This window comes from Streptomyces sp. NPDC048185 (genome assembly GCF_043202495.1).
Taxonomy (GTDB): Bacteria; Actinomycetota; Actinomycetes; order Streptomycetales; family Streptomycetaceae; genus Streptomyces.
Map to the genome: position 1 here is coordinate 221,109 of NZ_JBIDAN010000002.1, position 24,629 is coordinate 245,737.

24 protein-coding genes and 1 pseudogene are annotated in these 24,629 nt (G+C 73.8%); 9 read left to right on the forward strand and 16 right to left on the reverse strand.

Annotated features, from left to right (window positions below; translation table 11 throughout):
• From ACGF3H_RS06950 to ACGF3H_RS06960, 3 genes are all read left to right on the forward strand, one after another.
• A complete protein-coding gene (locus ACGF3H_RS06950; RefSeq protein WP_362492885.1) occupies positions 1-1,311 on the forward strand; it encodes an ABC transporter permease in 1,311 nt (436 codons plus the stop codon).
• Between the two features lie 124 nt (positions 1,312-1,435).
• Positions 1,436-2,293, forward strand: coding sequence for a MoxR family ATPase (locus ACGF3H_RS06955; RefSeq protein WP_362492882.1), 858 nt, complete (start codon positions 1,436-1,438; stop codon positions 2,291-2,293).
• Positions 2,290-3,645: a VWA domain-containing protein gene (locus tag ACGF3H_RS06960; RefSeq protein WP_362492879.1), complete on the forward strand. Its 1,356-nt coding sequence runs from the start codon at positions 2,290-2,292 to the stop codon at positions 3,643-3,645. The genes ACGF3H_RS06955 and ACGF3H_RS06960 overlap by 4 nt, the downstream gene beginning before the upstream one ends.
• Before the next feature lie 22 nt (positions 3,646-3,667).
• On the opposite strand, the gene ACGF3H_RS06965 is transcribed toward ACGF3H_RS06960, so the two are convergent.
• The 3 genes from ACGF3H_RS06965 to ACGF3H_RS06975 form a co-directional block, all read right to left on the reverse strand.
• Positions 3,668-4,030 carry a cupin domain-containing protein gene (locus ACGF3H_RS06965; RefSeq protein WP_362492876.1) on the reverse strand — a complete coding sequence of 121 codons (363 nt, stop codon included), beginning with the start codon at positions 4,028-4,030 and terminating at the stop codon, positions 3,668-3,670.
• A gap of 78 nt (positions 4,031-4,108) precedes the next feature.
• Positions 4,109-5,086: a pyridoxal-phosphate dependent enzyme gene (locus ACGF3H_RS06970; protein ID WP_362492873.1), complete on the reverse strand. Its 978-nt coding sequence runs from the start codon at positions 5,084-5,086 to the stop codon at positions 4,109-4,111.
• A 245-nt stretch (positions 5,087-5,331) separates the two neighbouring features.
• On the reverse strand, positions 5,332-5,637 hold the full coding sequence (locus ACGF3H_RS06975; RefSeq protein WP_362492870.1) for a hypothetical protein: 306 nt from the start codon (positions 5,635-5,637) through the stop codon (positions 5,332-5,334).
• Positions 5,638-5,966: 329 nt separating this feature from the next.
• Between ACGF3H_RS06975 and ACGF3H_RS06980 the strand changes: the two genes are divergently transcribed.
• Positions 5,967-7,628, forward strand: a complete 1,662-nt coding sequence (locus tag ACGF3H_RS06980; RefSeq protein WP_362492867.1) for an alkaline phosphatase D family protein — start codon at positions 5,967-5,969, stop codon at positions 7,626-7,628.
• Between the two features lie 202 nt (positions 7,629-7,830).
• Complete coding sequence (locus ACGF3H_RS06985) at positions 7,831-9,195, forward strand: alpha-lytic protease prodomain-containing protein (RefSeq protein ID WP_362492864.1); 1,365 nt, start codon at positions 7,831-7,833, stop codon at positions 9,193-9,195.
• 70 nt (positions 9,196-9,265) lie between these two features.
• On the opposite strand, the gene ACGF3H_RS06990 is transcribed toward ACGF3H_RS06985, so the two are convergent.
• The 6 genes from ACGF3H_RS06990 to ACGF3H_RS07015 all read right to left on the reverse strand — a co-directional run bounded on the left by ACGF3H_RS06990 (position 9,266) and on the right by ACGF3H_RS07015 (position 14,753).
• The gene (locus ACGF3H_RS06990; protein ID WP_362492862.1) at positions 9,266-10,342 is read right to left on the reverse strand and encodes a serine hydrolase domain-containing protein; all 1,077 of its coding nucleotides are present in this window, start codon (positions 10,340-10,342) and stop codon (positions 9,266-9,268) included.
• Positions 10,339-11,256, reverse strand: a complete 918-nt coding sequence (locus tag ACGF3H_RS06995; protein WP_362492859.1) for a DUF6895 family protein — start codon at positions 11,254-11,256, stop codon at positions 10,339-10,341. Before ACGF3H_RS06995 ends, ACGF3H_RS06990 begins: the two co-directional genes overlap by 4 nt.
• Positions 11,253-12,194, reverse strand: a complete 942-nt coding sequence (locus ACGF3H_RS07000) for a DUF6895 family protein (protein WP_362492933.1) — start codon at positions 12,192-12,194, stop codon at positions 11,253-11,255. Before ACGF3H_RS07000 ends, ACGF3H_RS06995 begins: the two co-directional genes overlap by 4 nt.
• 71 nt (positions 12,195-12,265) lie before the next feature.
• The gene (locus ACGF3H_RS07005; RefSeq protein ID WP_362492857.1) at positions 12,266-12,967 is read right to left on the reverse strand and encodes a hypothetical protein; all 702 of its coding nucleotides are present in this window, start codon (positions 12,965-12,967) and stop codon (positions 12,266-12,268) included.
• A gap of 21 nt (positions 12,968-12,988) precedes the next feature.
• Complete coding sequence (locus tag ACGF3H_RS07010) at positions 12,989-13,171, reverse strand: hypothetical protein (protein WP_362492855.1); 183 nt, start codon at positions 13,169-13,171, stop codon at positions 12,989-12,991.
• A 115-nt stretch (positions 13,172-13,286) separates the two neighbouring features.
• Positions 13,287-14,753, reverse strand: coding sequence for an ornithine decarboxylase (locus ACGF3H_RS07015; RefSeq protein WP_362492853.1), 1,467 nt, complete (start codon positions 14,751-14,753; stop codon positions 13,287-13,289).
• Positions 14,754-14,923: 170 nt separating this feature from the next.
• On the opposite strand from ACGF3H_RS07015, the gene ACGF3H_RS07020 reads away from it, so the two are divergent.
• On the forward strand, positions 14,924-16,114 hold the full coding sequence (locus tag ACGF3H_RS07020) for an amidohydrolase (RefSeq protein ID WP_362492850.1): 1,191 nt from the start codon (positions 14,924-14,926) through the stop codon (positions 16,112-16,114).
• A gap of 51 nt (positions 16,115-16,165) precedes the next feature.
• Here the strand turns inward: ACGF3H_RS07020 and ACGF3H_RS07025 are convergent, their stop codons facing one another.
• From ACGF3H_RS07025 to ACGF3H_RS07035, 3 genes are all read right to left on the reverse strand, one after another.
• Entirely contained in the window at positions 16,166-17,902 is a 1,737-nt protein-coding gene (locus tag ACGF3H_RS07025; RefSeq protein WP_362492849.1) for a RecQ family ATP-dependent DNA helicase, read from the reverse strand.
• 111 nt (positions 17,903-18,013) lie between these two features.
• A complete protein-coding gene (locus ACGF3H_RS07030; RefSeq protein WP_362492846.1) occupies positions 18,014-18,649 on the reverse strand; it encodes a class I SAM-dependent methyltransferase in 636 nt (211 codons plus the stop codon).
• 152 nt (positions 18,650-18,801) lie between these two features.
• A complete protein-coding gene (locus tag ACGF3H_RS07035) occupies positions 18,802-19,800 on the reverse strand; it encodes a mechanosensitive ion channel family protein (protein WP_362492844.1) in 999 nt (332 codons plus the stop codon).
• A 222-nt stretch (positions 19,801-20,022) separates the two neighbouring features.
• On the opposite strand from ACGF3H_RS07035, the gene ACGF3H_RS07040 reads away from it, so the two are divergent.
• Positions 20,023-20,244: a hypothetical protein gene (locus ACGF3H_RS07040; protein ID WP_362492842.1), complete on the forward strand. Its 222-nt coding sequence runs from the start codon at positions 20,023-20,025 to the stop codon at positions 20,242-20,244.
• On the opposite strand, the gene ACGF3H_RS07045 is transcribed toward ACGF3H_RS07040, so the two are convergent.
• Together ACGF3H_RS07045 and ACGF3H_RS07050 are read right to left on the reverse strand one after the other, a co-directional pair.
• Positions 20,221-21,027 (reverse strand): cytochrome c oxidase assembly protein, encoded by an 807-nt coding sequence (locus ACGF3H_RS07045; protein WP_393816473.1) that lies wholly within the window; start codon positions 21,025-21,027, stop codon positions 20,221-20,223. The two genes, ACGF3H_RS07040 and ACGF3H_RS07045, sit on opposite strands and share 24 nt — an antisense overlap.
• 56 nt (positions 21,028-21,083) lie before the next feature.
• On the reverse strand, positions 21,084-21,662 hold the full coding sequence (locus tag ACGF3H_RS07050) for a DUF2243 domain-containing protein (RefSeq protein ID WP_362492839.1): 579 nt from the start codon (positions 21,660-21,662) through the stop codon (positions 21,084-21,086).
• Between the two features lie 209 nt (positions 21,663-21,871).
• Between ACGF3H_RS07050 and ACGF3H_RS07055 the strand changes: the two genes are divergently transcribed.
• The gene (locus ACGF3H_RS07055) at positions 21,872-22,315 is read left to right on the forward strand and encodes a PPOX class F420-dependent oxidoreductase (RefSeq protein ID WP_362492837.1); all 444 of its coding nucleotides are present in this window, start codon (positions 21,872-21,874) and stop codon (positions 22,313-22,315) included.
• 157 nt (positions 22,316-22,472) lie between these two features.
• On the opposite strand, the gene ACGF3H_RS07060 is transcribed toward ACGF3H_RS07055, so the two are convergent.
• The gene (locus tag ACGF3H_RS07060) at positions 22,473-23,624 is read right to left on the reverse strand and encodes an SMI1/KNR4 family protein (RefSeq protein WP_362492835.1); all 1,152 of its coding nucleotides are present in this window, start codon (positions 23,622-23,624) and stop codon (positions 22,473-22,475) included.
• A 126-nt stretch (positions 23,625-23,750) separates the two neighbouring features.
• On the opposite strand from ACGF3H_RS07060, the pseudogene ACGF3H_RS07065 reads away from it, so the two are divergent.
• Positions 23,751-23,969: pseudogene (locus ACGF3H_RS07065) on the forward strand (alpha/beta hydrolase); the annotation flags it as partial.
• 11 nt (positions 23,970-23,980) lie between these two features.
• Here ACGF3H_RS07065 and ACGF3H_RS07070 read toward each other — a convergent pair.
• Positions 23,981-24,538 carry a hypothetical protein gene (locus ACGF3H_RS07070; RefSeq protein ID WP_362492832.1) on the reverse strand — a complete coding sequence of 186 codons (558 nt, stop codon included), beginning with the start codon at positions 24,536-24,538 and terminating at the stop codon, positions 23,981-23,983.
• Positions 24,539-24,629: the final 91 nt, after the last annotated feature.

A 24,629-nucleotide genomic window follows, 5' to 3' on the forward strand; every position in this document is an offset into this window, starting at 1 on the left:
ATGTTCACACTGGCTCTGCGGTCGATCCGGCGCCGTCCCGGGCGGTTCCTCGCGACGCTGCTGTCCGCGTTCCTGGGCGCGGCGATCATCATGACGTTCAACTCGATGCACGACACCGCCGGGCAGCCGGGAGTCGACTCCGTCAGCTCGGAGACGCTGGGCACCGCCGCGGGTGTCGTCGGCGGGTACGGGACGCTGCTGGTGTTCTTCGCGGTGGCCTCGACGCTGACGGTCAACGTGCGTCAGCGCACCGCCGAACTGGAGCTGCTGCGCTGCTCGGGGGCGACCCCGGCGCAGCTCACGCGGATGGTCGTCGGTGAGGCGGTGGCCGTGGCGCTGGTGGGCGCGCTGCTGGCGGTCGGCCCGGCGATGCCGGGCGGGCGGGCGCTGCTGGCGATGTTCCAGGACAGCGGCCAGGTGGCGCGGTCGGTCGACCACTCCTTCGGCCCCGTCGCGCTGCTGAGCGGCGTGGCCATCACCCTCCTCGCCTCGGCCGGCGCCGCGTTCCTGGCGGTGCGGCGGGTGACGCGGGGCGGTCGGGAGCGGCCCGGGGTGAAACGGTTCCTGGCCGCCGCCGCGCTGGTCACCGGCGCCCTCGGGGCCTGTGCGACCTTCCTGTTCTCCGCGACCGACGAGGCGCTGATGGCGGCGCCGGCGTACGGGGCGATCCTGCTGTCGGTGGGCTTTGCGCTGCTGTCGCCGCGGCTGCTGAAGGGCGTCCTGGACCGGCTGCCGCTGAGCGGCGCGAGCGGCTGGCTGGCCGTGCGCAACCTGCGGGCGCGTGCCCCGCACCTCGCCGGCATCCTCGTCTCGCTGATCATGTTCACGGCCGTGTCGACGGCGACGGTCACCATGCAGGCCGTGGAGAGCGACGCGGTGAAGGCGTCCGGACTGGTCAAGTCGGTCGACGCCAAGAACCTGGAGACGCTCAACCTCACGGTGGTCGGCATCATCGCGGTCTTCGTCTGCGTGATGCTGGTCAACTCCCTGTACGCGGCCACGACGTACCGCTCCCGCGAGTTCGGGCAGCAGCGGCTGGCGGGGGCGACGCCCGGGCAGGTGCTGGCGACGGTGGGCGCCGAGGGCGTGATCCTCACCGTGACGGGCGTGTTCCTCGGCACGGTGGCCGCGCTGGCCGGGGTGGTCCCCTTCACGGTCGTCCGCACCGACGCGGTGCTGCCGGACCAGTTCCTCGGGGTGTGGCTCACGATGACGGCGGTCTCGGCGGCGGTGACCCTCGGCACCAGCCTGGTGACGGCACGGCGGGTGCTGCGGACACCGGCGACAGGGGCGGTGGCACTGGCCGCGTGAACAGCCGATGGTGCCGGGGACGCCCGTGGAGGGAGCGTCCCCGGCACCGCCTTTCGCGTGACACAGGCGCTGAACAAGCGCTTAGATAGGGGCCGCAGGCACCGTCCCGAGCTGGAGGCCCCCGGTGTTCACTTCCGTCGACGACGTCACCGCCCGTCTCGCCGCGCAGGGCTATCTGGCGTCGCCCGCGGTCGCCACGACCGTGTTCCTCGCCGACCGCCTGGGCAAGCCGCTGCTGGTGGAGGGCCCCGCCGGGGTGGGCAAGACCGAGCTGGCCAAGGCCGTCGCCGCCGTCGCGGACGCCCGGCTGGTGCGGCTGCAGTGCTACGAGGGTGTGGACGAGTCCCGGGCCCTGTACGAGTGGAACCACGCCAAGCAGTTGCTGCGCATCAGCGCCGGCCGCGACGAGACCTGGGACGAGGCCCGGACCGACATCTTCAGCGAGGAGTTCCTGCTCACCCGGCCGCTGCTGACCGCCATCCGCGGCGACGAGCCCAAGGTGCTGCTGATCGACGAGACCGACAAGGCGGACGTCGAGGTGGAGGGCCTGCTCCTGGAGGTGCTCAGCGACTTCCAGGTCACCGTCCCGGAGCTGGGCACCATCACCGCCACCCGCCGGCCCTTCGTCGTGCTCACCTCGAACGCCAGCCGTGAACTGTCCGAGGCACTGCGCCGGCGCTGCCTGTTCCTGCACATCGGTTTCCCCGAGGAGGAACTGGAGCGGCGCATCGTCCGGCTGAAGGTGCCGGGACTCGACGAGGCGCTGGCCGCGTCGCTGGTGCGGGTGGTGGGCGCGCTGCGCGCCATGGACCTGCGGAAGCTGCCCTCCGTCGCCGAGACCATCGACTGGGCCCGCACCCTGCTGGCGCTCGGCACCGGCACCCTCGACGACAGGCTCGTACGGGACACCCTGGGCGTCGTCCTCAAGCACCACGACGACGTGCAGAAGGCGGCGGCCAAGCTCGACCTGGACGCGCTGTGACCACCGGCGCGGGCGTGACCGGGCGGCTTGCCTCCCTGGTCTCCGCGCTGCGCGCGCACGGCATCCGGATCGGCACGGGCGAGAGCGTGGACGCGGCGCGGGCCGTCGAGGCGCTCGGTCTGGCGGACCGGGAGCTGCTGCGGGAGGGCCTGGCGGCGACGCTGCTGCACACCCCGGACCAGCGCCGGGTGTTCGACCCGGTCTTCGACCTGTACTTCCCGCGCCGGGCCGGCGGCCCGGAGTCCGCCCCCGCCGGGCGGGACGGGCTGCGCGACCGGATCGCCGCCGCGCTCGCGTCCGGCGACCGGGCGTTGCTGGAAGGGCTGGCCGCGGAGGCGGTCGAGGGGTTCGGCGGGTACGGCTCCCCCGGCTCGGACGGCTGGTCGTCGCATCAGACGCTCGACCGGCTGCGCCCGCAGACCCTGCTCGCCCGGGTCCGCGACGACGTCCGGGCGGGCGCCGGCGCCACGGGCTTCGCCGACCGGCTGCTGGAGGACGAGATCCGGCGCCGTATCGAGGACTTCCGGCGGATGGTGGCGTCGGAGGCGCGGCGCCGGGTCGCCGAGCGGCGGGGCCGGGACGAGATCGCCCGGCGGGCGGTGGCCACGACTCCCGACCGCGTCGACTTCCTGCTCCTCGGCAAGGACCGGCTGGCCGAGCTGCGCCGGACCGTGCAGCCGCTGGCGCGCAAGCTGGCGACCCGGCTCGCGGCCCGCCGGCGGCGAGCCTCGCGCGGCAGCATCGACCTGCGGCGCACCCTGCGGGGTTCGCTGTCCACCGGCGGGGTGCCGATGCGGCCGGTGCTGCGCAGGCGCCGTCCGGTGCGGCCCGAACTGGTGCTGCTGTGCGACGTGTCGGGCTCGGTGGCGGGGTTCTCGGACTTCACGATGCTGCTGGTGCAGGCGCTCCACGACCAGTTCGGCAAGGTGCGCGTCTTCGCGTTCGTCAACCGGGTCGACGAGGTGACCGGGCTGCTCGTGCACGGCGCCGCCGACCCGGAGGGGCTCGGCGCCCGCATCGGTGAGCGGGCGACGCTCACCGCCTGGCACGGCAGCAGCGACTACGGGGTCGCCCTCGGCGAGTTCGCGGAACGCTACGGCGACGCGGTGGGCCCGCGCACGACCGTGTTCGTGCTGGGCGACGCCCGGACGAACATGGGGGACCCGAATCTCGCCGCCGTGCGGGACATCGCCGGGCGGGCCCGCCGCGTGTACTGGCTCAACCCCGAGCAGCGCTCCCGCTGGGGCACCGGGGACTCCGCGGCCCCGGAGTACGCCGGGCTGGTGGACATGTACGAGTGCCGCAACGCCCGCCAGCTCGGCGCCCTGGTGACCCGGCTGCTGCCGGTGTGACGCGCCGGGTTTCCGTCACGCCCTAGTCGGCCTTGGCGTACTCCTTCGCCATGGCTCCGGCGAAGTCGTACACCACGCACTGCTCGTCGCCCACGACCCAGGCCTCGTGCCCGGGCGTGCAGACGAAGACGTCACCCGGACCCACCTCGGTCTCGGTGCCGTCGTCGTCCATGCGGACGCACAGGCGTCCCTGCACCACGTAGCAGTTGTGGTGGATCATGCAGCTCTCGGTGCCCGCGATCGGCCCCACGGACTCCGACCAGCGCCAGCCCGGTTCGAAGGTGCCCACGGCGAAGTCGAGCCCTTCCATGTGCACGGCTTCGAGGTGACCCCGGGGGAAGTCGCGCCGCTCGTCCGGTTTGTCGAGCGTCTTGGCCTCGAACATGACGCTCCTCCTTTCCCTCGCCCACCACTCCATCGTCCGCCTGTCAAGTCGAGGCCGCCATCCGGGGGACACGCGGTGTCAGCGGGCGGCGCCGCACAGGCGGGCGAAGCGGCCGGCGTCGACGTTGCCGCCCGAGAGGATCGCGCCGACCCGGCGGGGCAGGGGCCCGGCGCGGCCGGTGAGCAGGGCGGCCAGCGGGGTGGCGCCGCTCGGCTCCAGGACGATCTTCAGCCGTTCGAACGCGAACCGCATGGCGTCCCGGATCTCGTCGTCGGAGACCAGCGCGATGCCGTCGACCAGCCGCCGGTTGAGGGAGAACGTCAGCTCGCCCGGGGTCGGCAGGGCCTGGCCGTCGGCGATGGTGTGCGGCACGGGGACGCTGACGCGCCGGCCCGCTGCCAGTGAGCGCCTGGTGTCGTCGCCGGCCTCCGGTTCGACGCCGAGGACCCGGGTGCCGGCGTGCAGGCCCTTGACCGCGGTCGCGCTGCCGGCGATCAGCCCGCCGCCGCCGACCGGGACGATCAGCGCGTCCAGGTCGCCGGTCTCCTCGACCAGTTCGAGGGCGGCGGTGCCCTGTCCGGCGATGACGTGCGGGTGCTCGTAGGGCGGGATCAGGGTGAGGCCGCGCTCGGCGGCGAGGGCCTCGGCGATCGCGGCCCGGTCGCCGGTGTAGCGGTCGTAGGTGACGATCTCGGCGCCGTACCCCCGAGCAGCCTCCCGCTTGGACGGCGGGGCGTCCTCGGGCATGACGATCACGGCGGTCGTGCCGAGTTCCCGGGCCGCGAGCGCGACGGCCTGGGCGTGGTTCCCGGACGAGTAGGCGGCGATGCCCCGGGCCGACTCCGCCGGGGTGAGGCGGGACGCCGCGTTGTAGGCGCCGCGGAACTTGAAGGCGCCCACGCGCTGGAAGTTCTCGCACTTGAGGAAGACCTCGGCGCCGACGAGGGCGTCCAGGGTGCGCGAGCGCAGCACGGGCGTGCGGTGCGCGACGCCGGCCAGGCGGGCGGCGGCGGAGCGGACGTCGTCGAGGGTGACCGGTGGGGTGGTGGTCGTCACGCGTGTCCTCCAACGGGGTCGGTGGCCGGACCGGCCTCGGTGCGGTGATCGGCGGAGCGGCATCCCGGCCTACGTGCAGATCATGCGGCAGACCGGACACGCACTCCAGATGGGTGTGCTGCGCGTCGGGGGCAGGCTCCCGACGGCCGGGGACAGCAAGCAACAGGACGACGCATGACCGGGCCCGACGAGCCGGCCGCGCCGAGCCGTTCCGCGGCCGCGGGGCCGGGTCCGTCGTCCGGTCCCTACGGCCGCGGGTTCGTGCGCCGCCACGCGGGCCGGGCGTCGGCACCGCGCCGGCCGGCCGCGGAGGCGCAGCGGGGGCAGACCCGGCGCACCGCGTCGGCCGCGCCGCCGGACTCGGGCAGCACGTCGGCCCAGCCGACGGCCGGGAAGCGGGACAGTTGCGACCGGTGGAGGGACAGCCCGCACACCGTCTGGTTCATGCCCTGTTCCCACGCGTGCACCTCGCCCGCCGGCAACCAGCGGTTGTCCTCCGCGTCCCACCAGCGCCCCGAGGCCGCCACCTCGTAGCGCCGCCTCCTGGCCATCACCCCGGCCCGCCGCCTTTCGTCCGCCGTGTACGCGCTTTCCCGCGGGGCCCCGGGTGCCCCGGCGCCGGGCCCGCCACACACCCGTACCGCCTCCTGTGTGATCACTCCGCACGCCCTGACCGTTTTGGTCATTTTGTCTGCATAGCATGCGGGGTCCGCGCGTCGCGGGCCGGCGTCAGCGGGCGCCGGGGCCCGGGCGCGGACCGCTCACACCCGGCCTTCCCGGCGAGTACCCGGGCCGGTGTGCGCGGGGCGACCGCCCGGGGTCCACCCGGTTCCCGTGCCGCTCGCCCACGGACCGCCCGCCCCGTACGAGAGGACACCAGATGGCGCCCACGGGCCGTCACAGCGCACTGGCCGAGCACGCCTTCTCCCCGCACGACGCCGTGCTGGGCGCCGCCGTCCGGCACCTCGGCCGCCGGCGCTTCCTCACCGTCACCGCGGCCGCCGCCGCGCTGGCCTTCTCCACCAATCTGCCGGCCCGGGGAGCGGTCGCGGCCCGCGAGCGGACCGCCCGCATCACCAAGGACCCCTTCACCCTCGGTGTCGCCTCCGGTGACCCGCTGCCCGACTCGGTGCTGCTGTGGACGCGGCTGGCGCCCGAGCCGTTCCTCGAGGACGGCGGGATGGGCACGGAGCGGGTCGCGGTCGAGTGGGAGGTGGCCCTCGACGACCACTTCGCGAGCGTCCTGCTGCGGGGCACCGCCGACGCCCACGCGGAGTACGCCCACAGCGTCCACGTCGACGTCACGGGCCTGACACCGGGCACCGAGTACTACTACCGCTTCCGCACCGGAACCTGGATCAGCCCGACGGGCCGCACCCGCACCGCGCCCGCTCCGGGCACCGACGCGGGCGTCCTCCGACTGGCCGCCGTCGCCTGCCAGGCCTACCAGGACGGGTACTACACCGTGCTCCGGCACGTCGCCGAGGACGACGTCGACGTGGTCTTCCACCTCGGCGACTACCTCTACGAGTACGCGGTGAACTCGGCGGGCGGCGAGCGCCGCTACACCGGCATCACGCTGCCCGACGTGTTCAACCGCGAGACCATGACGCTCGCCGACTACCGGCTGCGCTACTCGCTCTACAAGACCGACCAGGACCTGCAGGCCGCGCACCACGCCCATCCCTTCGTCGTCTCCTGGGACGACCACGAGACGGAGAACAACTACGCCGGCAGCATCCCCGAGAACGCCGTGCCGCCGGCCGAGTTCCTGCTGCGCAGGGCCGCCGCCTACCGCGCGTACTGGGAGAACCAGCCGCTGCGCGCCGCACAGCTCCCCCAGGGCCCCGACGCGCTGCTGTACCGCAGGCTGCACTGGGGCACGCTCGCCCAGTTCGACATCCTGGACACCCGTCAGTACCGCTCCGACCAGGCCTACGACGACCGTCCGCACGCACCCGGGCCGGAGTCCGACGACCCGGCGCGCACGATGACCGGTGCCGCGCAGGAGAAGTGGCTGATCGACGGCTGGCGGGATTCGACCGCGCTGTGGAACGTCATGCCGCAGCAGGTCTGCTTCTCCCAGCGCAAGTTCGACGTGACCGCGGACGCCGCGCTCTCCATGGACGCCTGGGACGGATACCGGGCCTCCCGCGACCGGATCGTCGCCGGGGCCAGGTCCGCCGGGGTCGACAACTGGCTGATCCTCACCGGTGACGTGCACGTGGCCTACGCCTTCGACGTCAAGGACGACTTCGACGACCCCGCCTCCGCGACCGTCGGCACGGAGGTCACCTGCACCTCCGTGTCCAGCGGCCGGGACGGCGAGGAACAGCCCGCCAACCGGGACACGTACCTGCGGGCGAACCCGCACATGAAGTTCTACAACGGCAAGCGCGGCTACGTCCGGGTCGAACTCGGCCGTCAGGCCGCGCACCTGGACTTCCGGACGGTCTCCGCCGTCAGCACGCCCGGCGCGCCCGTCACCACGGCCGCGTCCTTCGTCACCGAGACGGGTGCCCCCGGTCTGGAGCCGGCCTGAGCCGGGAGCGGTGTGCCCGTGCGTGTACTGCACTTGCACCCACCGCGTCCCCCATCGCGCGAAAGAGGCCCGCGCGCGGCATCGCCGCGGCGCTTTCCGGCAAGGCCTGTGACCTCTCCCGGTCGCACCACGGCCCACGGTCACCCACAGGGTCGTTCCCGTTCTCCGCTGTCACGTACAGCCCTCGAAGGAGGCACATCGCATGGTCGGCAGACATGCCGCGCGCACCCGCCGCGCCGCCCTGACCGCGCTCGGCGCGCTCGCCCTGACCGCGCTCCCCCCGGCCGCGTCGGCCGCGCCGGGGCCGCTGCCCACCGCCGCCCGGACGCTCGGCGCCGACAAGCCGTCGGCGCAGGTACTGCGCGCGATGGAGCGGGACCTGGGACTGACCCCGGACCAGGCCACGGCCCGGCTGGTCAACGAGGCGGAGGCCGGCACCCGCGCGGGCCGGCTGCGCAACGCGCTGGGCGACCGCTTCGCCGGGGCCTGGGTGAGCGGCGCGACCTCCACCGAGCTGACCGTCGCCACCACGGACGCCGCGGACACCGGCACGATCCAGGCGCAGGGCGCGAGGGCAGCCGTCGTCGAGAAGCCGCTGGCACAGCTCGACGCCGTCAAGGAGAAGCTGGACGCCGCCGCCGCGCGGACCGGGACAGCCCAGACACCGGTCTGGTACGTCGACGTCAGGACGAACCGGGTCGTGGTCCAGGCGACCGGCGAGGCGGCCGCGGCGGCCTTCGTCAGGTCCGCCGGCGTCGAGGCCGCGAACGTGGGCGTCCGGATGTCCGCGAACCGGCCGCGGGTGCTGAAGGACCTCGTCGGCGGCGACGCCTACTACATCGACGCCCAGGCCCGTTGCTCCATCGGATTCTCCGTCACCAAGGGCCAGCAGCAGGGCTTCGCCACGGCCGGTCACTGCGGCAGGCCGGGCGCGAAGACCACCGGGTACGACCAGAGCGCCCAGGGCACCTTCCAGAGCTCCACCTTCCCCGGCAAGGACATGGCCTGGGTGGCGGTCAACGCCGACTGGACCGCCACGCCCGACGTCAAGGCGCAGAACGGGCAGAAGGTGCAGGTCGCCGGTTCGGTGGAGGCGCTCGTCGGGGCGTCGGTGTGCCGTTCCGGGTCCACCACCGGCTGGCACTGCGGCACGGTCCGCCAGCACGACACGAGCGTCAGCTACGCCGAGGGCACCGTCCACGGGCTGACCGAGACCACGGTGTGTGCCGAGCCCGGCGACTCCGGCGGCCCCTACGTGGCGGGTGCGCAGGCGCAGGGCACCACGTCGGGCGGCTCCGGTGACTGCACCAACGGCGGCACCACGTTCTACCAGCCGGTCAACCCGCTGCTCAGCGACTTCGGTCTCACCCTGAAGACCACGGCCGCCCAGGCCCAGACGTCCCCGCCGCAGGACAACGCGGCGGAGGACGCGTGGGCCGCCGGCCGGGTCTACCAGGCCGGTGCCACGGTGTCCTACGGCGGTGTGCGGTACCGGTGTTTGCAGAACCACCAGGCGCAGGGCTCCGGATCGCCGGAGAACACGCCGGCCCTGTGGCAGCGCGTGTGACACCCGGTGGCACGCCCTGACGGACACGCCGTCGGTGCGGGGTGAGCACCCCGCGCCGGCGGCGTGTCCGCTATGTCTCGGCGAGGAACGCGTAGGCGGTGGCGACGAACGGGTCGCGGGCGCGGAAGCGGCGGGTGCACACCGCGGCCAGGGCCGTGCCGGTGTCGGGCCGGAACCCGAGGAACGCCTGCTGACCGGGGGTGGCTCCGCTGTGGAAGTACATCGGCCCGCCGTCGGTGGGGTGGCGGAACCAGGCCATCGTGTGCACGTGCCGGTGGTCCGGTCCCCGCCGGAGCACCGGCACCCGCACCGCGCGCAGGGCGCCGGCCGCCGGTGAGCCGGCCGGGTCGAGGTGGGCCTCGAGGAAGGTGAGCAGGTCGTGCGGCGTCGCGCGGACGGCCCCGGCGGCCTGGAAGCCGCCCGCGTCGAACGGCGGCACCGGGGTGCGTCCGTCCTTGCGGTGCCCGGTGGCGTCGGTCTTGGGGTCCTCCGCTTCGGGCGCCGTGCCGCTCAGGCCGAGCGGGCGCAGGACGTGCTCGGTGAGCAGGTCCTGCCAGGGCGTGCCGGTGGCGGCCGCGACCGCGTGACCGAGGACGGCGACGCCGAAGTTGGAGTAGTGCCAGCGTGTTCCGGGCCGGTGCCTGGGACGGTGGCGCAGGAAGGCATCGGTCACCCGGTCGGCCGGATAGCGGGCGTAGGGGTTGGTGCGCCAGGCCGGCAGGGCGCGCGGGACGAAGTCGCGCGGCAGCCCGGGCAGTCCCGCCGTGTGGGTCATGAGGTGGGCGAGGGTCACGGGGGCGGACCCGAGGGGCCGGCCGGGGCCCAGGCAGGCGATGGCCGCTTCGCCGCCGGTCAGTGCGCCGCGCCGGACGAGCCGGGCCAGCAGGAGACCGGTGAACGTCTTGGTGGCCGAGCCGATCTCGTAGCGCAGGTCCTCGCGGGGGACGTCGGGGGGCGTGCCGGTACCGCCGCTGTGGAGGGTGCGCCGGCCGTGGCGGGACACGGCGAGGACGACGTCGGGTGCGTCGGAGGCGTCGGCGGCGGCGGCCAGGCGCGCGCGCAGGTCGCCCTCCGCGGGCGTGGCGGCCGCCGGCGGCACGTGTTCGTCGTCGGCGGGGTCGCCCGGCCAGGGGCGGGGGGCCGTCATGAGGCGTGCGCCAGTTCGGCGAGGGCCCGGGACGTCGCCAGCAGGGACGCGAAGGCGGCGACGAGCGTGGAGTGGTAGACGATGTCGAACACCTCGTCGGCGTCGCCCTCGGGCATCGTCCGTATCGCGGGCATGGCGCCGTCCGGCTGCTGCGCGGCGGCGAAGCCCTCCCAGGCCGCCCGGTCGAGCGTCGGGCGGGGCAGGCAGGCGTCGACGACGAGGAGTTCGCCGAGCAGGTCCCAGCGCTTCAGGTCCAGCCAGTCGTCGAGCCAGACGGGCAGCCAGGTGTCGAGGTAGCCGGCGATGGCGGGCGGCAGGCCGCCGGGGTTCTCGCCCCAGTCGGTGAGGTGGAAGACGGTGTGGGTGATGTCGTAGGCGGTGTGGCACTCGACCGTCCAGGGTTCGGGGGTGGCGGCCAGCCAGGTGGTGCCGGCGAGTGCGGACTCCGCCGGCCGGGGCGACAGGCCGAAGCGGCGCTGGAAGGCGGACAGGCCCAGCCTGCGAGTGGGGTTCACGGACAGCCTCGCCCAGCTGTCGAGGCGGTGGTTGAGGGCGGTGGCGACTTCTGTCTCCGGCTGGCTGTAGCCCAGCTCCTTGAAGGGGAGGTACACCTCGAACGGGATGGGCGAGAGCGGCTCCATGCGCTGGCCGCGCACCAGCGCGCGACCGCCGTCCAGGATCTCCCGCCAGGCGTGGTCGAGGAGTTGGCGGGCCAGTTGCGTCTGCCGGGTGCCGGCCGCGCCCTCGCGGAACAGCACGGCGCAGATCATGGCGAGTTCCCCGACCGGCTTGAAGCGGTCCAGGAAGCCCACTTCGGGGTCGGCGTCCGGTTCCAGCCGGAATCCGTCGCGATGGGCCCACAGCCACTCCAGGGCGCCGACGCCGACGTTGTGGATCAACCGGGTGTCCGTCATGCCGGCGCTCCTTGTCCGCTGGGTCCGGGTACGGCGCTCTCCTGCCTCGACCTGGTCAAGGTCGCGGCGAACAGCGCCGCCAGGGTCGAGTGGTAACAGTGGGCGAAGTCGTAGGGCTCCTCGGGATCGGGCCCGGCGGCGTCCTGCAGGGCGCCCTCCTCCGGGATCGCGCCGCAGGGGTGCTGGGCCGCCTCCAGGCGCTGCCAGGCGTCCCGCAGCACCTGCGGTGCGGGCGGGTCCGGCACGCATGCCGCCACCGCCAGCAGCTCGCAGCTCAGGTCCCACATCCGGGCTTCCAGGCAGGTGTCGAGCCAGGGCGGCAGCCAGTGCCGCAGATACGCCGTCAGGTCCGGCGGCACCTCTCCGGGGGTGCGTCCCCAGTCGGTGAGGTGGAAGACGACGTGCGTGAGGGTGTAGCCGGCCGCCCGCTCGAAGGTCCAGGGCTCGGGCAGGCCGCCCAGCCAGGTGCGGTCGAGCATCTGCTGCGCGTGGCCGTGCGGAGGGATGCCGCTGTACCGCTCGGCCTCGACGACACCGAGCCGCCGGGTGGGGAGCTGCTCGGTCCACCGCCAGCCGCGCGACCGGGCGACGAGGGCGGCGGACGCCTCGTAACCGGGGTGCCGGTGGCCGGCGGAGGCGAAGGCCGCGTACACCTCCAGGGGGTAGGTGGCGAAGGGTTCCAGCGACTGCATCAGCAGGAACAGCTCGCCGCCCCGGGTGTGCTGCCAGGCGAAGTCCAGCAGGCCGGACGCGCGCGCGTGCAACGGGTCCGACGGCGGGGTGCCCCGGGACACGGCGGAGCAGACCCGGGCCAGTTCGCCGAGCGGTTTCCAGGTGCGGTCCACCTGGCCCTCGGCGGCCAGGGCGTCCTCGCCGAGCGTGAAGCCTTCGCGGTGGGCGTGCACCCAGGCCAGTGTTGCCTCTTCGATCCGGCGCACCCGCCGGACGTCGGGTGCGTCCCATCCGCCGTCGCGCGCCGGGTGCGGGGCGTCGACGGCGTGCGCGGCGCTCACCGCAGGGCTCCGGCCGGTATCAGCCGCGCCGCCTCCAGCTGGAGGGTCACGCGCGGGTCGGCGCCGCCCATGAGCGCCACGAAATCGAGGCCCGTGTCCAGACCGAGGGTGTCGGGTACGCCGTCCAGCAGGGTGAGCCAGCGGCCGGCTCCCGCGGCCTGCTGCCAGTCCCGGCGGCGGACCGCCCGGACGAATCCCCGGGCGACGTCCACGGGGCGGCCCCGGGCCGCGCGGGTGACCGCGCAGTCCACGCCGGGCAGTGCCAGCGGGGCGAGTACGGCGAGCTGATGGGTCAGCCGCTGCCAGTCGGCGTCCTCCAGCCAGCCGGCGTCGGGTTCGGTGCTGCCGTCCGCGACCGGCGCTCCGGTCCGGGGGTCCTCGACGTGCCGCAGGGTCCGGGCCATCGCCCAGTGACTCCACGCGACGGTCGGGGCGGCACCGGGGCGCGGCGGATGGGCCGCCACCGCCTCCCTGAACGCGGCCAGGAGGCCCGGGTCGGGCGGGACACCCAGCAGCACGGTGGGCAACAGGGCGTCGGCGCCCAGGACGCGTATCGCGGCACGCGCGATGCCCGCGTCGTGCGACGTGGCGGTGCCGCCCGCTCGCGCGTGGTCTCCGCTCCGAAGAGCGGAGACCACGTCCGAAGCGAGGTCCAGCACCGTGCCCTGGAGAAGGGCCGATGTGCTCGACTGCTCCATTTCACTGCTCCCGTCGGTCCGTCAGCCCTTCTTCGGGCGCGGGGTCGGAGGTGACAGGAGCGAGAACCCGTGACCGGACGTCACGAGGGCGGCCGCGCACTCGCGGCTGTCCCGGAAGACGCCGTCGGCCTCGGCGGGGTCGAGCACTGCTTCGATGTCGATGTCCTCGGTGACGTCCTGGAGCACCTTGTCGTTGGAAGGCATTTCACCATCTCCTCTGGTAGCCAAAGGCCTTCACACCACAGGTGTCCATGGCGTCACAAAGCATTCCTTCCTTCTCAAAAATCCCAGGAGATACTTTTTTCAACATTTCGGACAGTCAGGACATCGTGCGGACCACGCGCAGCGTCCGCAGCGACGAGTCGGCGGCGTCCGGGACGAGGACGCCGTGCTCGGCACCGCTGCGCAGGTAGTCGAGGACCTCGTCGGTGATGACCTCGCCGGGTGCGATCACGGGCACGCCCGGCGGATAGGGACTGATGGTCTCCGCGCAGATGCGTCCGGCGGCCCGTTCGACCGGCACATGTTCCGCCTCGGCGAAGAACGCGGCACGCGGCAGCATGGCCTGTTCGAGCTCCAGGACCGAGGGTTCGGGCAGGTGGACGGGGGGACGGCGCTCGATCGAGCCCGCCCCCTCGGTGAGCGCGCGCAGGGCGCCCAGCAGGACCTCCTCGGTGTGGTCGTCGTCGGCGTGGGTGACCGAGGCGGTGATCCGGCAGGTGTCGGAGCCGCCGAGGTCCACGTGGCAGTGGTCCCGCACCCATTCGGTCGCCTGCATACCGCTGACGCCCAGCTCCCGCACGTCGATCACGATCTTGAGGGGGTCGTAGGCGGCGGCGAGCCCCGCGTCGACGACCTCCTGCCCCATGGGCCGCAGACCGGGCATGCCGGCGGCCGCGGTCCGGATCCGTTCCGCGCGGCGCAGGGCGGCGTCCAGCAGGTCGTGGCCCTGCTCGACCATCTGGCGGCGCCAGCCGTCGAGCGTGGCGTACACCAGTGACGAGGCGCTCGTCGTGCCCAGCAGGTCCTCACGCTGCGCCAGCACCTCGGGCGAGACCCGGTCGTACTGGAGATGGAAGACGGAACTCTGCTCGATCGCGCCGCCCATCTTGTGGACGCTGGTGACCACCAGGTCGGCCTCGGCGTCCATGCCCCAGGCGGGCAGGGCGGGGTGGAAGGGCAGATGGGCGCCCCAGGCCTCGTCCACGATGAGCGGGACGTCGTACTCGTGGCACACCCGGGCCACGCCGGCGATGTCCGCGCAGGTGCCCCAGTCGGTGGGCGTGATCAGCAACATGCCCTTGGCGTCCGGGTGTTCCTCGAGTTTGCGGCGCACGTCGTCCGGCTCGGGCGGGTGGGCGATATGCCGTTCGGCGTCGAACTTCGGGTGCACCCAGACCGGTTCGACGCCGTTGACGACGACCGCGGCGACCACCGCCTTGTGCGCGTTGCGCGACAGCAGCAGCTTCTCGCCGGGCCCCGCCACGGACAGCATGGCGGTCTTGACCGACAGCGAGCTGCCGCAGGTGGAGAAGAAGGCCCGGTCGGCGCCGACGGCGTCCGCCATCAGCTCCTGCGCCTGGGTGAGCACCCCCTGGGACTGGCGGCGGTCGTCCAGCCCGTTGAGGGAGAGCACGTCCGAGCGGAACACGTCGATGCCGACGATCTCCGCGACCCGCGGATCGACCCCGCGCCCCTGCTTGTGTCCCGGCGGACCGTAGGCGATGTCACCCCGCCGCCGGAAGTCCTCCAGCGCCTCCAGTACGGGCACCCGCGAGTGATCCATCGTTCCTCCACGTCGGTTCCGGGACGCCGTCAGTCCGTGCTCCACGGCCCCGCGGCGCATGGGAACGTATTGCAACCGCCGGGCCGCCGAAACCCGCCGCGTGTCATGGCACCCGGACGGTGGCACCCGCACCTCACGGACAGTCCGCGCACCCGACCGGAGGAGACGGCATGGCCCGCACGCTCGACGACGTCCACCAGGACATCCGCCAGGAGGTGGCCGGCCGGGCCGGGGCGCTGTGGGACGTCGCGCTGCGGCTGCACGCCGACCCCGAGTACGCGTTCGCCGAGCACCGGGCGGCTGCCCTGCTCACCGGAGAACTGGAGGGTGCCGGGTTCTCGGTCGAGCGAGGCGTCGCCGGGATGCCGACCGCGTTCGCCGCCCACTCGGGCGAGGGCCGCCCCGCCGTCGCGCTGCTGCTGGAGTACGACGCGCTGCCAGGCCTCGGCCACGCCTGTGGCCACAACCTCATCGCGGCGGCGGGTCTGGGCGCGGCTCTCGCGCTGCACGCCGTCCTGGGCGGCTCGGCGGGCCGTGTGACGGCCGTGGGCACGCCCGCCGAGGAGGGCGGCGGCGGCAAGGCCGTCGAGGTGGACGCCGGGGTGTTCGACGGGGTGGACGCGGCGCTGATGTTCCATCCGGGGGTGTACGACTGGCGGCGGGCGCCGCTGACCGCGCAGGTGCAGTACCGGGTGGCCTTCCACGGGCGCGCCGCCCATCCGACGGGCAACCCGACCGAGGGCGTCGACGCGCTCGCGGCCCTCGTGGAGCTGTTCAACGTCCTCGGCGTGGTCGGCCGGCGGCTGCCGGAGGCCTCGCACGTGCAGGGCATAGTGACGCACGGAGGCACCGCCACGAACATCGTCCCCGAGTTCGCCGAGGGACTGTTCGGGCTCCGGGCGGCCACCTCACGCGCGCTGGACGAGCTGATCGGGCAGGTGCGCGAGTGCGCGGAGGGTGTCGCCCGGGCGACCGGTACGCGGGCCGAGGTGGAGCGGGCCACGGTCCGCTACGACCACTTCCGGGACAACGGGGTGCTGTCCGACCGGTTCGCCGAGCACGTGTCGGCGGCGGGGATCACGCTGACGCCTCCGGTGCCGGGCGTGTACCTGGGCTCGTCGGACATCGGCAACGTGAGCACCCGGGTGCCCGCCGTCCATCCCTTCGTCGCGATCATGGGCGAGGACGGCTCCGACCACACCCCCGAGTTCGCCGCTGCCGCCGCCTCCGGCCGGGCCCGCGAGGTGCTGGTCGCCGCGACCGGGGCACTGGCGTGCACGGCGGCAGAGGTACTGCTGCGTCCGGACCTGCGGGAGGCGGCCTGGGCGCGGCACCGCGCGGCGGATGCGGCGGAGGGCTGAGCCGCCCGGCTCCCACTCCCCCGTTCCCCCGACCGGCCGCACCGCGGCGTGTCACACCTCGTCGTCCTCCCCCGGGAGCACGGTGAGCAGGTCGTCGCGGTCGGCCAGGGCGTCCAGGGACAGCGTGCGGTAGCCGGCCCGGTCGAACAGGACGGTGATGCGGTCGCCGTCCTCGCTCAGCACCGTGCCCTCGCCCCACTCGCCGTGCCGCACCTGCGCACCGACCGGATAGGCGGACGCCTCGGGGTGGGCGGGTGCCGGCTGCGCCTCGGTCTCCGGCGCCCCGTCCCGCTGCGCGTCGCAGACGTCGCAGGCGCCGCACGGGGGCTCGTACTCCTCGCCGAAGTAGCCGAGCAGGAACCGCCGCCGGCAGCTCGTGCTCTCGGCGTAGGCGCGGGCCATGTCGACACGGGTGCGGTCGGTCCGCCGGTGCGCCTCGGCCGCTTCCCCGGCCAGGCCGGCCGCCTCGCCGGGCGGGGTCCCGGGGTCGGGGCGCACCTCGCCGTCCTCGCCCGTGTCGACGGCGCCGGCCTCCTCCAGCAGGTTGACCGCCGCGGTGACGCGATTGCGGGACAGCCCGGTGTCCCGCCGCAGCCGCTCCAGTCCGGCCGGGTCGTCCCGGTGGTCGTGGACGGCGTCGGCGACGTCGGACAGCGCGCCGCGGCCGGGAGCCCGGGCGGCGAACCACGTCTGCATGCCCATGTCCTCGGGCCGGTAGTGCAGTACGGCGAGGGCGGGTTCGCCGTCCCGGCCGCAGCGGCCGATCTCCTGGTAGTAGGCGTCCGGCGAGCCGGGCAGCGACGCGTGCAGGACGAACCGTACGTCCTCCTTGTCGATGCCCATGCCGAAGGCGGAGGTCGCCACCACGATGTCGGCGTCGCCGGAGAGGAAGGCGTCGTGGATCCGGGCGCGTTCGGTCTTGCGCAGTCCGGCGTGGTAGGCCTCGGCGGCCAGTCCGAGCCGGGCCAGTTCGCCGGCGAAGTACTCGGTGTCCTTGCGGGTCGCCGCGTAGACGATGCCCGGCTTCGGCTCGGCGGCGGCCCGTTCGACGATCGCCAGGCGCCGCTCGTCCTCGTCGAGGAACCGGCGGACCTCCAGCCGGATGTTCGGCCGGTCGAAGCTCGTCACCGTCACCCGCGGCCGGTCCATGCCGAGCCGTTCGACGATCTCCCGGCGCACCGGCGGGGCCGCCGTCGCGGTGAGGGCGAGCACCGGTGGCCGGCCCACCCTGCGCACCGCCTGCTCCAGGCGCAGGTAGTCGGGCCGGAAGTCGTGGCCCCACGACGCGACGCACTGGGCCTCGTCGACCACGAAGAGCGCGGGGCCCGTCCCGGCCAGCCGCTCCACGACCTCGTCCTTGGCCAGCTGTTCCGGCGACAGGTACAGGAACCGGGCCTCGCCCCGCCGCACCGCGTCCCAGGCGGCCTCGGCGCGGGAGGCGGTGAGGTCGGAGTTGACCGCCACCGCGCCCGGGGCGCGGGCGCCGTCGGGCAGGCCGGCGATCTGGTCCCGCTGCAGGGCGAGCAGCGGCGAGACGATGACGACCGGGCCGGACAGGAGCACGCCGGGGACCTGGTAGACGGCGGACTTGCCCGAGCCGGTGGGCATGACGACGAGCGTGTCCCGGCCGGCCAGGACCGCCTCCATGGCGCGGAGCTGCTCGGGCAGGAGGCTGTCCCAGCCGAACACCTCGGCGGCACAGCGGCGCAGCCGCTCGACGGCATCGCGGCGCGGGCGCTCGGTGCCCGCCCCGCCCTCTTCCGTTCCCGACGGCCGTTTCCCGCCCATGACCGCTCCCCTCGCTGCTCGGTGCCCACCGCGCCCGGCCGGTCGCGCCCGGCGCCGCCGAACGGGTACCCGGACGGGCCGCCGGCAGTGCTCAGCGGCCGCTTCCGTCCCTCACCCGCGCCGCAGATGCCACACGTTGTCGTCGCGGTGTCCCTCGGTGCCCTCGGGCGAGACGCTCGGCCGGCGGACGGTCTCCTTGGTCCGGACGGTCCACTCCCCGGCCGGCAGGGCGAGCTCGTCGAGGACTCCGTCCAGGGTGGGGAAGACGGCGTCGAAGGGCGGTTCGGTCTGCCACGAGGGCCAGCCGGCGTGCATGACGACCAGCAGGGTGCCGCCCTTCGCGACGGCGCGCGCCGCTCCGCCGAGGACCGCCCGCTGGTCGAGGGGCACCGGCGACTGCAGGTAGTGGGCGCTCACCAGGTCGAACGAGCCCTCGGGGAACGAGCGCCCCAGCTCGTGGCGCTCCCAGGAGACGCGGTCGCCGACGCCCGCGTCGGCGGCGTGCACGGCGGCGCGTTCGAGTGCCGTGGCGGAGATGTCCACGCCGGTGACGCGCCAGCCGCGGCCGGCCAGCCACACGGCGTCCGCTCCCTCGCCGCATCCCAGGTCGAGTGCGGTACCGGGGGCGAGGTCGCCCGCCTCCCGGACCAGGAGTTCGTTGGGGCGGCCGCTCCAGACGCGGTCGGTGTCGCGGTAGCGGGCCTCCCAGAAGTCGGCGGCCGGGGCGGGTGCGGGCGTGTCGGTCATGCGTGCCTCCTGAGGAACGGACACGGTCGTCTGTCCGGACGGGCCCGCGGGGTGAGCGGCCCGTCCTGCGCCAGGCTGCACCCGCCCCCCGCGCGACGGCGAACGACTTTGCCGGAACGGCAAGTGTGCCGCCGCTCCCCCGGTCCCGCGGATCAGCGCAGGGCCGAGGAGCCGGACTCCGAGGAGTCGCCTCCCCGCACCCACACGTTGCGCGCGAAGGGGATGTCGATGCCCGCCCCGTCGAGCGCGTCCTTGACCCGGCGGCGCAGTTCGCGCGTGACGCCCCACTGCTGGAGCGGCACGGTCCTGACCGCGACCCGCACCACCACCCCGTCCGGGTCGAGGGACTGCACACCCCACACCGACACGTCCTCCAGCAGGAGGTCCGCGAAGTCCGGGTCCTCGCGGAGCGTGCGGCCGGCGTCCTCGAGGACGCGGTAGACCGTGTCGAGGTTCGCGTCGTAGGTCACGGCGACGTCCAGGACGGCACGGGCCCATTCCTGGCTGTCGTTGCGGACCCGCAGGATCTCGCCGTTGCGGATGTGCCACAGACCGCCGTTGAGGTCGCGCACGTGCGTCAGGCGCAGGCCGACCTGCTCCACCTCGCCGACGGCCTCCCCGAGGTCGACCGAGTCGCCGACGCCGTACTGGTCCTCGATCATGATCAGCAGCCCGGACAGGTAGTCGGCGACCAGGCTCTGCGCGCCGAAGCCGATCGCAAGGCCCACCACCCCGGCGCTGGCCAGCAGCGGACCGAGGGCGATGCCCACCTGGTCGAGGACCATGGCGACGCCGACCATGAACAGCACGATGGTCACGGCGCTGCTGAGGACCGAGCCGATGGTGCGGGCCCGCTGCTCGCGCCGTTGCCTCGCCCGTGACCGGTCGCGGTGCAGCACCGCCGGGCCCCGGCCCGACCAGCGCGAACGGCTCCGTTCGTGCTCGCCCGCCGACGGTTCCAGTACGCGCTGCACGACCCGTGTGATGGCCCGCTTCGCCACCGCGCGCACCACCAGCAGGACCACGACGATGAGCGCGATCCGCAGCGGGACTCCGACCAGTGCGGTGGTGTGGTCGCCCACCCAGTCCGACCAGGCGGCCGCCGACTGCGGTCCCGCGGCCGTGCGGGTGGGCATGGTTGCGTGCGTCATCGCCTCAAGTGCTCCGTTCCTCGGCGCTGCGTCCCTGCCGTCGGCCCCGCCTACCCACGGGCGGATCGAACATGACAGGGGGCACCTTCCGGCCCGCTCGCACAGTGCACCCTTTTACGTCATATGTCCGACGGTTGCGTCACCTTCACGGGTGCCGGCCCATCACCGGCACCGCTCCGGGCACCCGGAAGGGAGTCGCTCACAGCGGAGGGGGACGTCGGCGTGGTCATCGTTGCCGTAGTGCTGCTGCCCGGACTCGGGCTGCTGCTGTTCACCATGACGTGGCTGGAGGACCGGATCTTCCGTGACGCGGAACCGGCCCGGCACGCCCGGCGCCGGCGGCACCTGCGGCTCGTTCCCGGCGGCAGGAGCGGAGCGGGGCCGGACCGGGGCCGGGCGCCGGCCGGGCTGCCCTCGGCCTCAGCGGGCCGGGACGCCGCCTGATCCCGGCACCGTCGGCAGGGCTCGCGGGCGCGTCCCGCGCCGCTCGGGCCGCCAGGTGGACACCAGGGCGGCGGCGAGCAGCAGTTCGGCGATGTCACCGCCGTAGTACATGAGTTCCGCCCCCTGCCGGACCTGGTCGGCGGGCGCGTGGAGGTGGACGAAGAACCCGCCGTACATGGCCTGCGCGATCAGGGCGTGGGCGGCGATCGCGACCCCGAGGCACACGAGCCGGGCCGGTACGCCCGGACGCGCGGGTGCCGGGTCGGGGCCCGCGACGGCGTGGGCGAAGAGGCATCCGGACGCCAGGAAGTGGGCGTTCATGAGCCAGTGGCCGGCGGGATGCGGCATGGCCGCGTCGTAGAGCGGGGTGAAGTACAGCACGCCCAGGGTGCCGGTGCTCAGGACGAGCGCCACGGCGGGGTGGGCGACGACGCGGGCGGGCCGGCCGTGCAGCAGCGAGGTCACCCGCCGGGCGTGTGCCGGCGGCAGCGTGCGCAGCGTCAGGGTGACCGGCGCGGCGAGGACGAGGAGCAGGGGCGCGTACATGCCGATGAGCATGTGCTGGGCCATGTGTCCCCGGAAGTCGGTGTGCGCGGCGGGTCCCAGTGGCGGCAGCAGGGCCACCGCGAGCAGCGCGGCCCCGCCGAGGAACGACGCCGACCGGGCCCGGCTCCAGCCCTGCGCGGGGTTGCGGCGCCGGGCCCGGCGCACGGCGAGCAGGTAGGCGGCGGTGACGGCGAGCAGGGCCAGCAGGACGAGCAGGGGCGTCGCGGCGCCCGGCAGGGTGTCACCGCCCGGAGCGTGGTGATGCGGGGCGTGCGGGGCGCCCGTCGGGCCCGTCACACCCGGCCCCCGGTCCGTCCGTCGTTCCGTCCGTCGTTCCGGGGGGCCTCGGGGTCGAAGGGCCGTCCGCTGCGCCGGAGGAGGTCGCCGGCGAGCACCAACAGGGCCCCCAGGACCAGGAACCCGGCGTCCCACCATGCCTGATAGGGGCCGCCGTGGACATGATGAATGCCCAGAATCTGGTGGTCCAGGAGCCCTTCGACCAGGTTGAACAGGCCCCAGCCCACCAGGATCCAGCCCCACAGCACGCGCGAGGCCCACACCGCCCGCCGGTTGTGCGTGACCCGGGAGTACAACAGGGCCAGGCCCAGCAGCACGGAGATCCAGCACACGGTGTGGAAGACGCCGTCCCACACGGTGTTCATCTGCAGGCCGGAGACGGTGTCCGGGTCGTAGTACCGCACGCCGATGCGGTCGTGGTCGGTGCTGGTGAGCATGTGGTGCCACTGCAGGAGCTGGTGGAGCAGGATGCCGTCGACGAAGCCGCCGAGCCCGACCCCGAGGAGGATGCCGGGCAGCCGGATGCTGTTCGGCTCCCTCGTGGCCGCCCGGGGCTCGCCTGTCGTGGTGGCCATCGCCTGTTCTCCGTCCTGTCGGCGGGTACGCGCGGACCTTCCGGACACCGATTCCCGCGCGGCGGTGCCGCGTCACCGACTGGCGGGATCCCGCCGCCGTTTTGCGTCACTCGGGTGACGGGCGCTCACGGCTCCGCCCCCGTCGTAGGGTGAGGGGACGAACGGGTGATCACCGACGGCGGAGCCGGCCGGCCGGATCGAGGAGACGTATGGACACCGGGCAGCAGGACGACGTGGACGCGGAGTTCGTCACCTTCTGGCAGGAGCGCCGGGTGTGCTTCCTGTCGACGCCACGCGCCGACGGCAGTCCGCACCTGGTCCCGGTCGGTGTGACGTACGACCATGCGACGCGCACCGCACGCGTCATCACGAGCCGGGACACCGCCAAGGTGCGCAACGTCCTGCGGGCCGGCGAGGCCGCCGTCGCCGTGAGCCAGGTGGACGGCCGGCGCTGGTCCACGCTGGAGGGCGTGGCGACCGTACGGGACGACGCCGGCGCGGTCCGGGACGCGGAGGCCCGGTACGCGGCCCGGTACCGGCAGCCGAGGGCGAACCCGGCGCGGGTCGTCATCGAGATCGACGTACGGCGCTTCCTCGGCACCGTGCGGCCCCACCGGGACACCCCGGGACCGGACGGCCGTCCGGCCGGGTGAGCCGCACCGGGACCGCGTCGCCGTGGCTCCGGTCCGGCCGCTGCGTGCAGCACGACGGTGAGAAGGGCGCCGCAGGCCTCTTCCAGCCCACCTCGCCCCAGCCGTGTCCGCCGGCTCCGGGGGCACGAGCGCCCGCGCGGAAGGGAGCCCGTTGGGGTCAGCTCTGGTCTCGGGCGTACTGAGCCGCGTACCAACTGGAGTCGATGGCGGGGTTGCGCAGGGTCCCCCAGAAGCGGTCGTCGGGTATCGGCGGCAGGGGCGGGTGGCCGAGATCCGCGTGCAGATCTGCACGCCAGTCGACGGCGAGGCGGCTGCGGAGCCCTGCGATCTCGTACACGGACCGGTAGGGCGAGCCCCAGACCGCGACGGCCATCTTCTCCGCGGCCCACTTGCGGTAGCTGTCCCGGTGCGTGTCCGCCTGCACCATGACCTTGCGCAGGCGCAGGGCCAGCGGGTCGGTCTGTCGTGGCCGTGGTGGGACTTCGCCACGCTCCGACGCGTCCAGGGCCGACTTGGTCTCCGGGTACTTGTCCAGGCCCGTTTCGACGGCCAGTCTGCGCAGCTGCTTGCGCGCGGCCTCGGCCACCTGATCACGCGGCAGGATCGCGACCAGTGCACCGAGTTCCTCGAATCCGTGCAGGTGGCTCGCGTGGAGCAGGTCGGTGGGGCGGCAGGAGAGGTCCAGCTCCGGCAGCTGCTCATCCGGTGCGGGAAGGGGATCGTCGGCACTGCCCCATTCCGGGTGGGCGGAGCCGCCCCACTCCCAGAACAGCCGGCCGTTGAACGTGACAGCGCCCCCGTCCTGCCCGCGCTCGAGCTGGTCGGCCACCTGTGCCAGGTACCGGCCCAGTGAGTCGGCCCGCCCGAAAGCGGTGCCGGTCTCGTCGAAGAACCGTCCGATCGCGCCGAAGGAGTCCTGCTCGGCGCGGCAGTCGATCACGAGCCCGTCGGACGTCACCCCGTAGGAGCCGAACTTCACGTAGCCGTGGTGCCAGTAGTCCTCGGCCTCCTCCTCGTCGAGGTCTTCGGCGACGGCGCGCATGAACCTGGTGTCCCTGAGGATTCCCGTCACGTCGAGCAGCCGGTCGTGCGTGCTGAAGCGAAAAGACTCCGCCCCCTCCGCTGCCCCGTTGTGCCGGAGCAGTGACGCGACCAGGTCGGGAGGAAAGGTGAGGCCCAGTTCCTCCTGCGCTGCGACTATCTCCTGATGCTCCGCGGGCGGCCCGAGCGTGGCAAAGGTGCGTGGGGCGTGCTCGCGCAGCCACTCGTCGATGCGGTTCCACGAGTCCTGGACCAGGTCTTCTGTCATGGGACTGACCCTAAGGACAGGCACTGACAACCTGATCACCGCCCACCGGCCGCGCCCGTCAGACCTCCCACACGGCCTCACCGCCTCGAGCACGCAGGGTGGTTCCGGGTCCACCCCGGTGGGGGTGCTGGACCGCTGGTGGGCCCAACCGGCGGACGCGTTCCCCGCACCTGGCTGCGTTTCGGCAGGGACCGTACGATCGCCACCGCGCTCCAGGACAGAATGATCGCGGAAGCCGACGCGTCCACACCCGGCAACACCTTCCGCGTGCACGATTTCCCCGGGGCGTCACACGTCGGCCCTCTGGACCCCACTCCGGTCGCGGACGTCCTGGACACGCTCGCACGGCAGGAGGGCTAGGTTCCGGGAGCGGTCGCCGGTCCCCTCCCTGTGGGTGCCGCACCCGGGGAGGTTCCGTTGAGCGTACGGAGGCGTCGGCCGGGCAGGGCGAAGCTCAGTCCGTTCTCGTCCAAGGCGTTGAAGACGGTCACCCGGCTGGTGTGGAACACGAAGCTGACGTCGACGGTTGCCTGGGCGGAGTTGTCGCCTGTCCCCTCGAGCAGTTCGACCCCTTGGAGGGGCAGGCCCTGCAGAGCTGCAAGTTCGGGGAAGGGCTCGGCGCGCCACCGCAGGTCGAAGCCGGGCCACCGGGCAGGGAGCCGGGGGTCGATGGTGTTCCAGGTGAGGGACACCTCGTCGAACCTGCGGTGGTTGATCTCGGCCTGCTCGCCGTCGAAGTCGAACACGACGGGGCCGTCACGGAACCATGCGTCGTCCTGACGGTCCCAGAGCATCCAGGCCCTCGTCAGCGTCCGGCCGGCGAGAGCCCGCAGGCGGTGCGCGTGCTCCCGCACGACGTCCGTGCGGTTGTTCCACCACACCGGCCGGTAGCCGGGGATACCGAAATCGAACACTGCGTCATTCTTTCAGAGCCGCCGGACTCGGTCCCGGGCGCTGGGCCGTGGCGAGCGGGGGTGCCCGGCGTGCGCGCATCCGTCGCCTTCA

Bases quoted from the DNA above. Each gene is read 5' to 3' on its own strand.
- ACGF3H_RS06950 (WP_362492885.1), top strand. From the start codon at position 1: ATGTTCACACTGGCTCTGCGGTCGATCCGGCGCCGTCCCGGGCGGTTC.
- ACGF3H_RS06965 (WP_362492876.1), bottom strand. From the start codon at position 4,030: ATGTTCGAGGCCAAGACGCTCGACAAACCGGACGAGCGGCGCGACTTC.
- ACGF3H_RS06975 (WP_362492870.1), bottom strand. From the start codon at position 5,637: ATGGCCAGGAGGCGGCGCTACGAGGTGGCGGCCTCGGGGCGCTGGTGG.
- ACGF3H_RS06980 (WP_362492867.1), top strand. From the start codon at position 5,967: ATGGCGCCCACGGGCCGTCACAGCGCACTGGCCGAGCACGCCTTCTCC.
- ACGF3H_RS06985 (WP_362492864.1), top strand. From the start codon at position 7,831: ATGGTCGGCAGACATGCCGCGCGCACCCGCCGCGCCGCCCTGACCGCG.
- ACGF3H_RS06990 (WP_362492862.1), bottom strand. From the start codon at position 10,342: ATGACGGCCCCCCGCCCCTGGCCGGGCGACCCCGCCGACGACGAACAC.
- ACGF3H_RS06995 (WP_362492859.1), bottom strand. From the start codon at position 11,256: ATGACGGACACCCGGTTGATCCACAACGTCGGCGTCGGCGCCCTGGAG.
- ACGF3H_RS07005 (WP_362492857.1), bottom strand. From the start codon at position 12,967: ATGGAGCAGTCGAGCACATCGGCCCTTCTCCAGGGCACGGTGCTGGAC.
- ACGF3H_RS07010 (WP_362492855.1), bottom strand. From the start codon at position 13,171: ATGCCTTCCAACGACAAGGTGCTCCAGGACGTCACCGAGGACATCGAC.
- ACGF3H_RS07015 (WP_362492853.1), bottom strand. From the start codon at position 14,753: ATGGATCACTCGCGGGTGCCCGTACTGGAGGCGCTGGAGGACTTCCGG.
- ACGF3H_RS07020 (WP_362492850.1), top strand. From the start codon at position 14,924: ATGGCCCGCACGCTCGACGACGTCCACCAGGACATCCGCCAGGAGGTG.
- ACGF3H_RS07025 (WP_362492849.1), bottom strand. From the start codon at position 17,902: ATGGGCGGGAAACGGCCGTCGGGAACGGAAGAGGGCGGGGCGGGCACC.
- ACGF3H_RS07030 (WP_362492846.1), bottom strand. From the start codon at position 18,649: ATGACCGACACGCCCGCACCCGCCCCGGCCGCCGACTTCTGGGAGGCC.
- ACGF3H_RS07035 (WP_362492844.1), bottom strand. From the start codon at position 19,800: ATGACGCACGCAACCATGCCCACCCGCACGGCCGCGGGACCGCAGTCG.
- ACGF3H_RS07050 (WP_362492839.1), bottom strand. From the start codon at position 21,662: ATGGCCACCACGACAGGCGAGCCCCGGGCGGCCACGAGGGAGCCGAAC.
- ACGF3H_RS07055 (WP_362492837.1), top strand. From the start codon at position 21,872: ATGGACACCGGGCAGCAGGACGACGTGGACGCGGAGTTCGTCACCTTC.
- ACGF3H_RS07060 (WP_362492835.1), bottom strand. From the start codon at position 23,624: ATGACAGAAGACCTGGTCCAGGACTCGTGGAACCGCATCGACGAGTGG.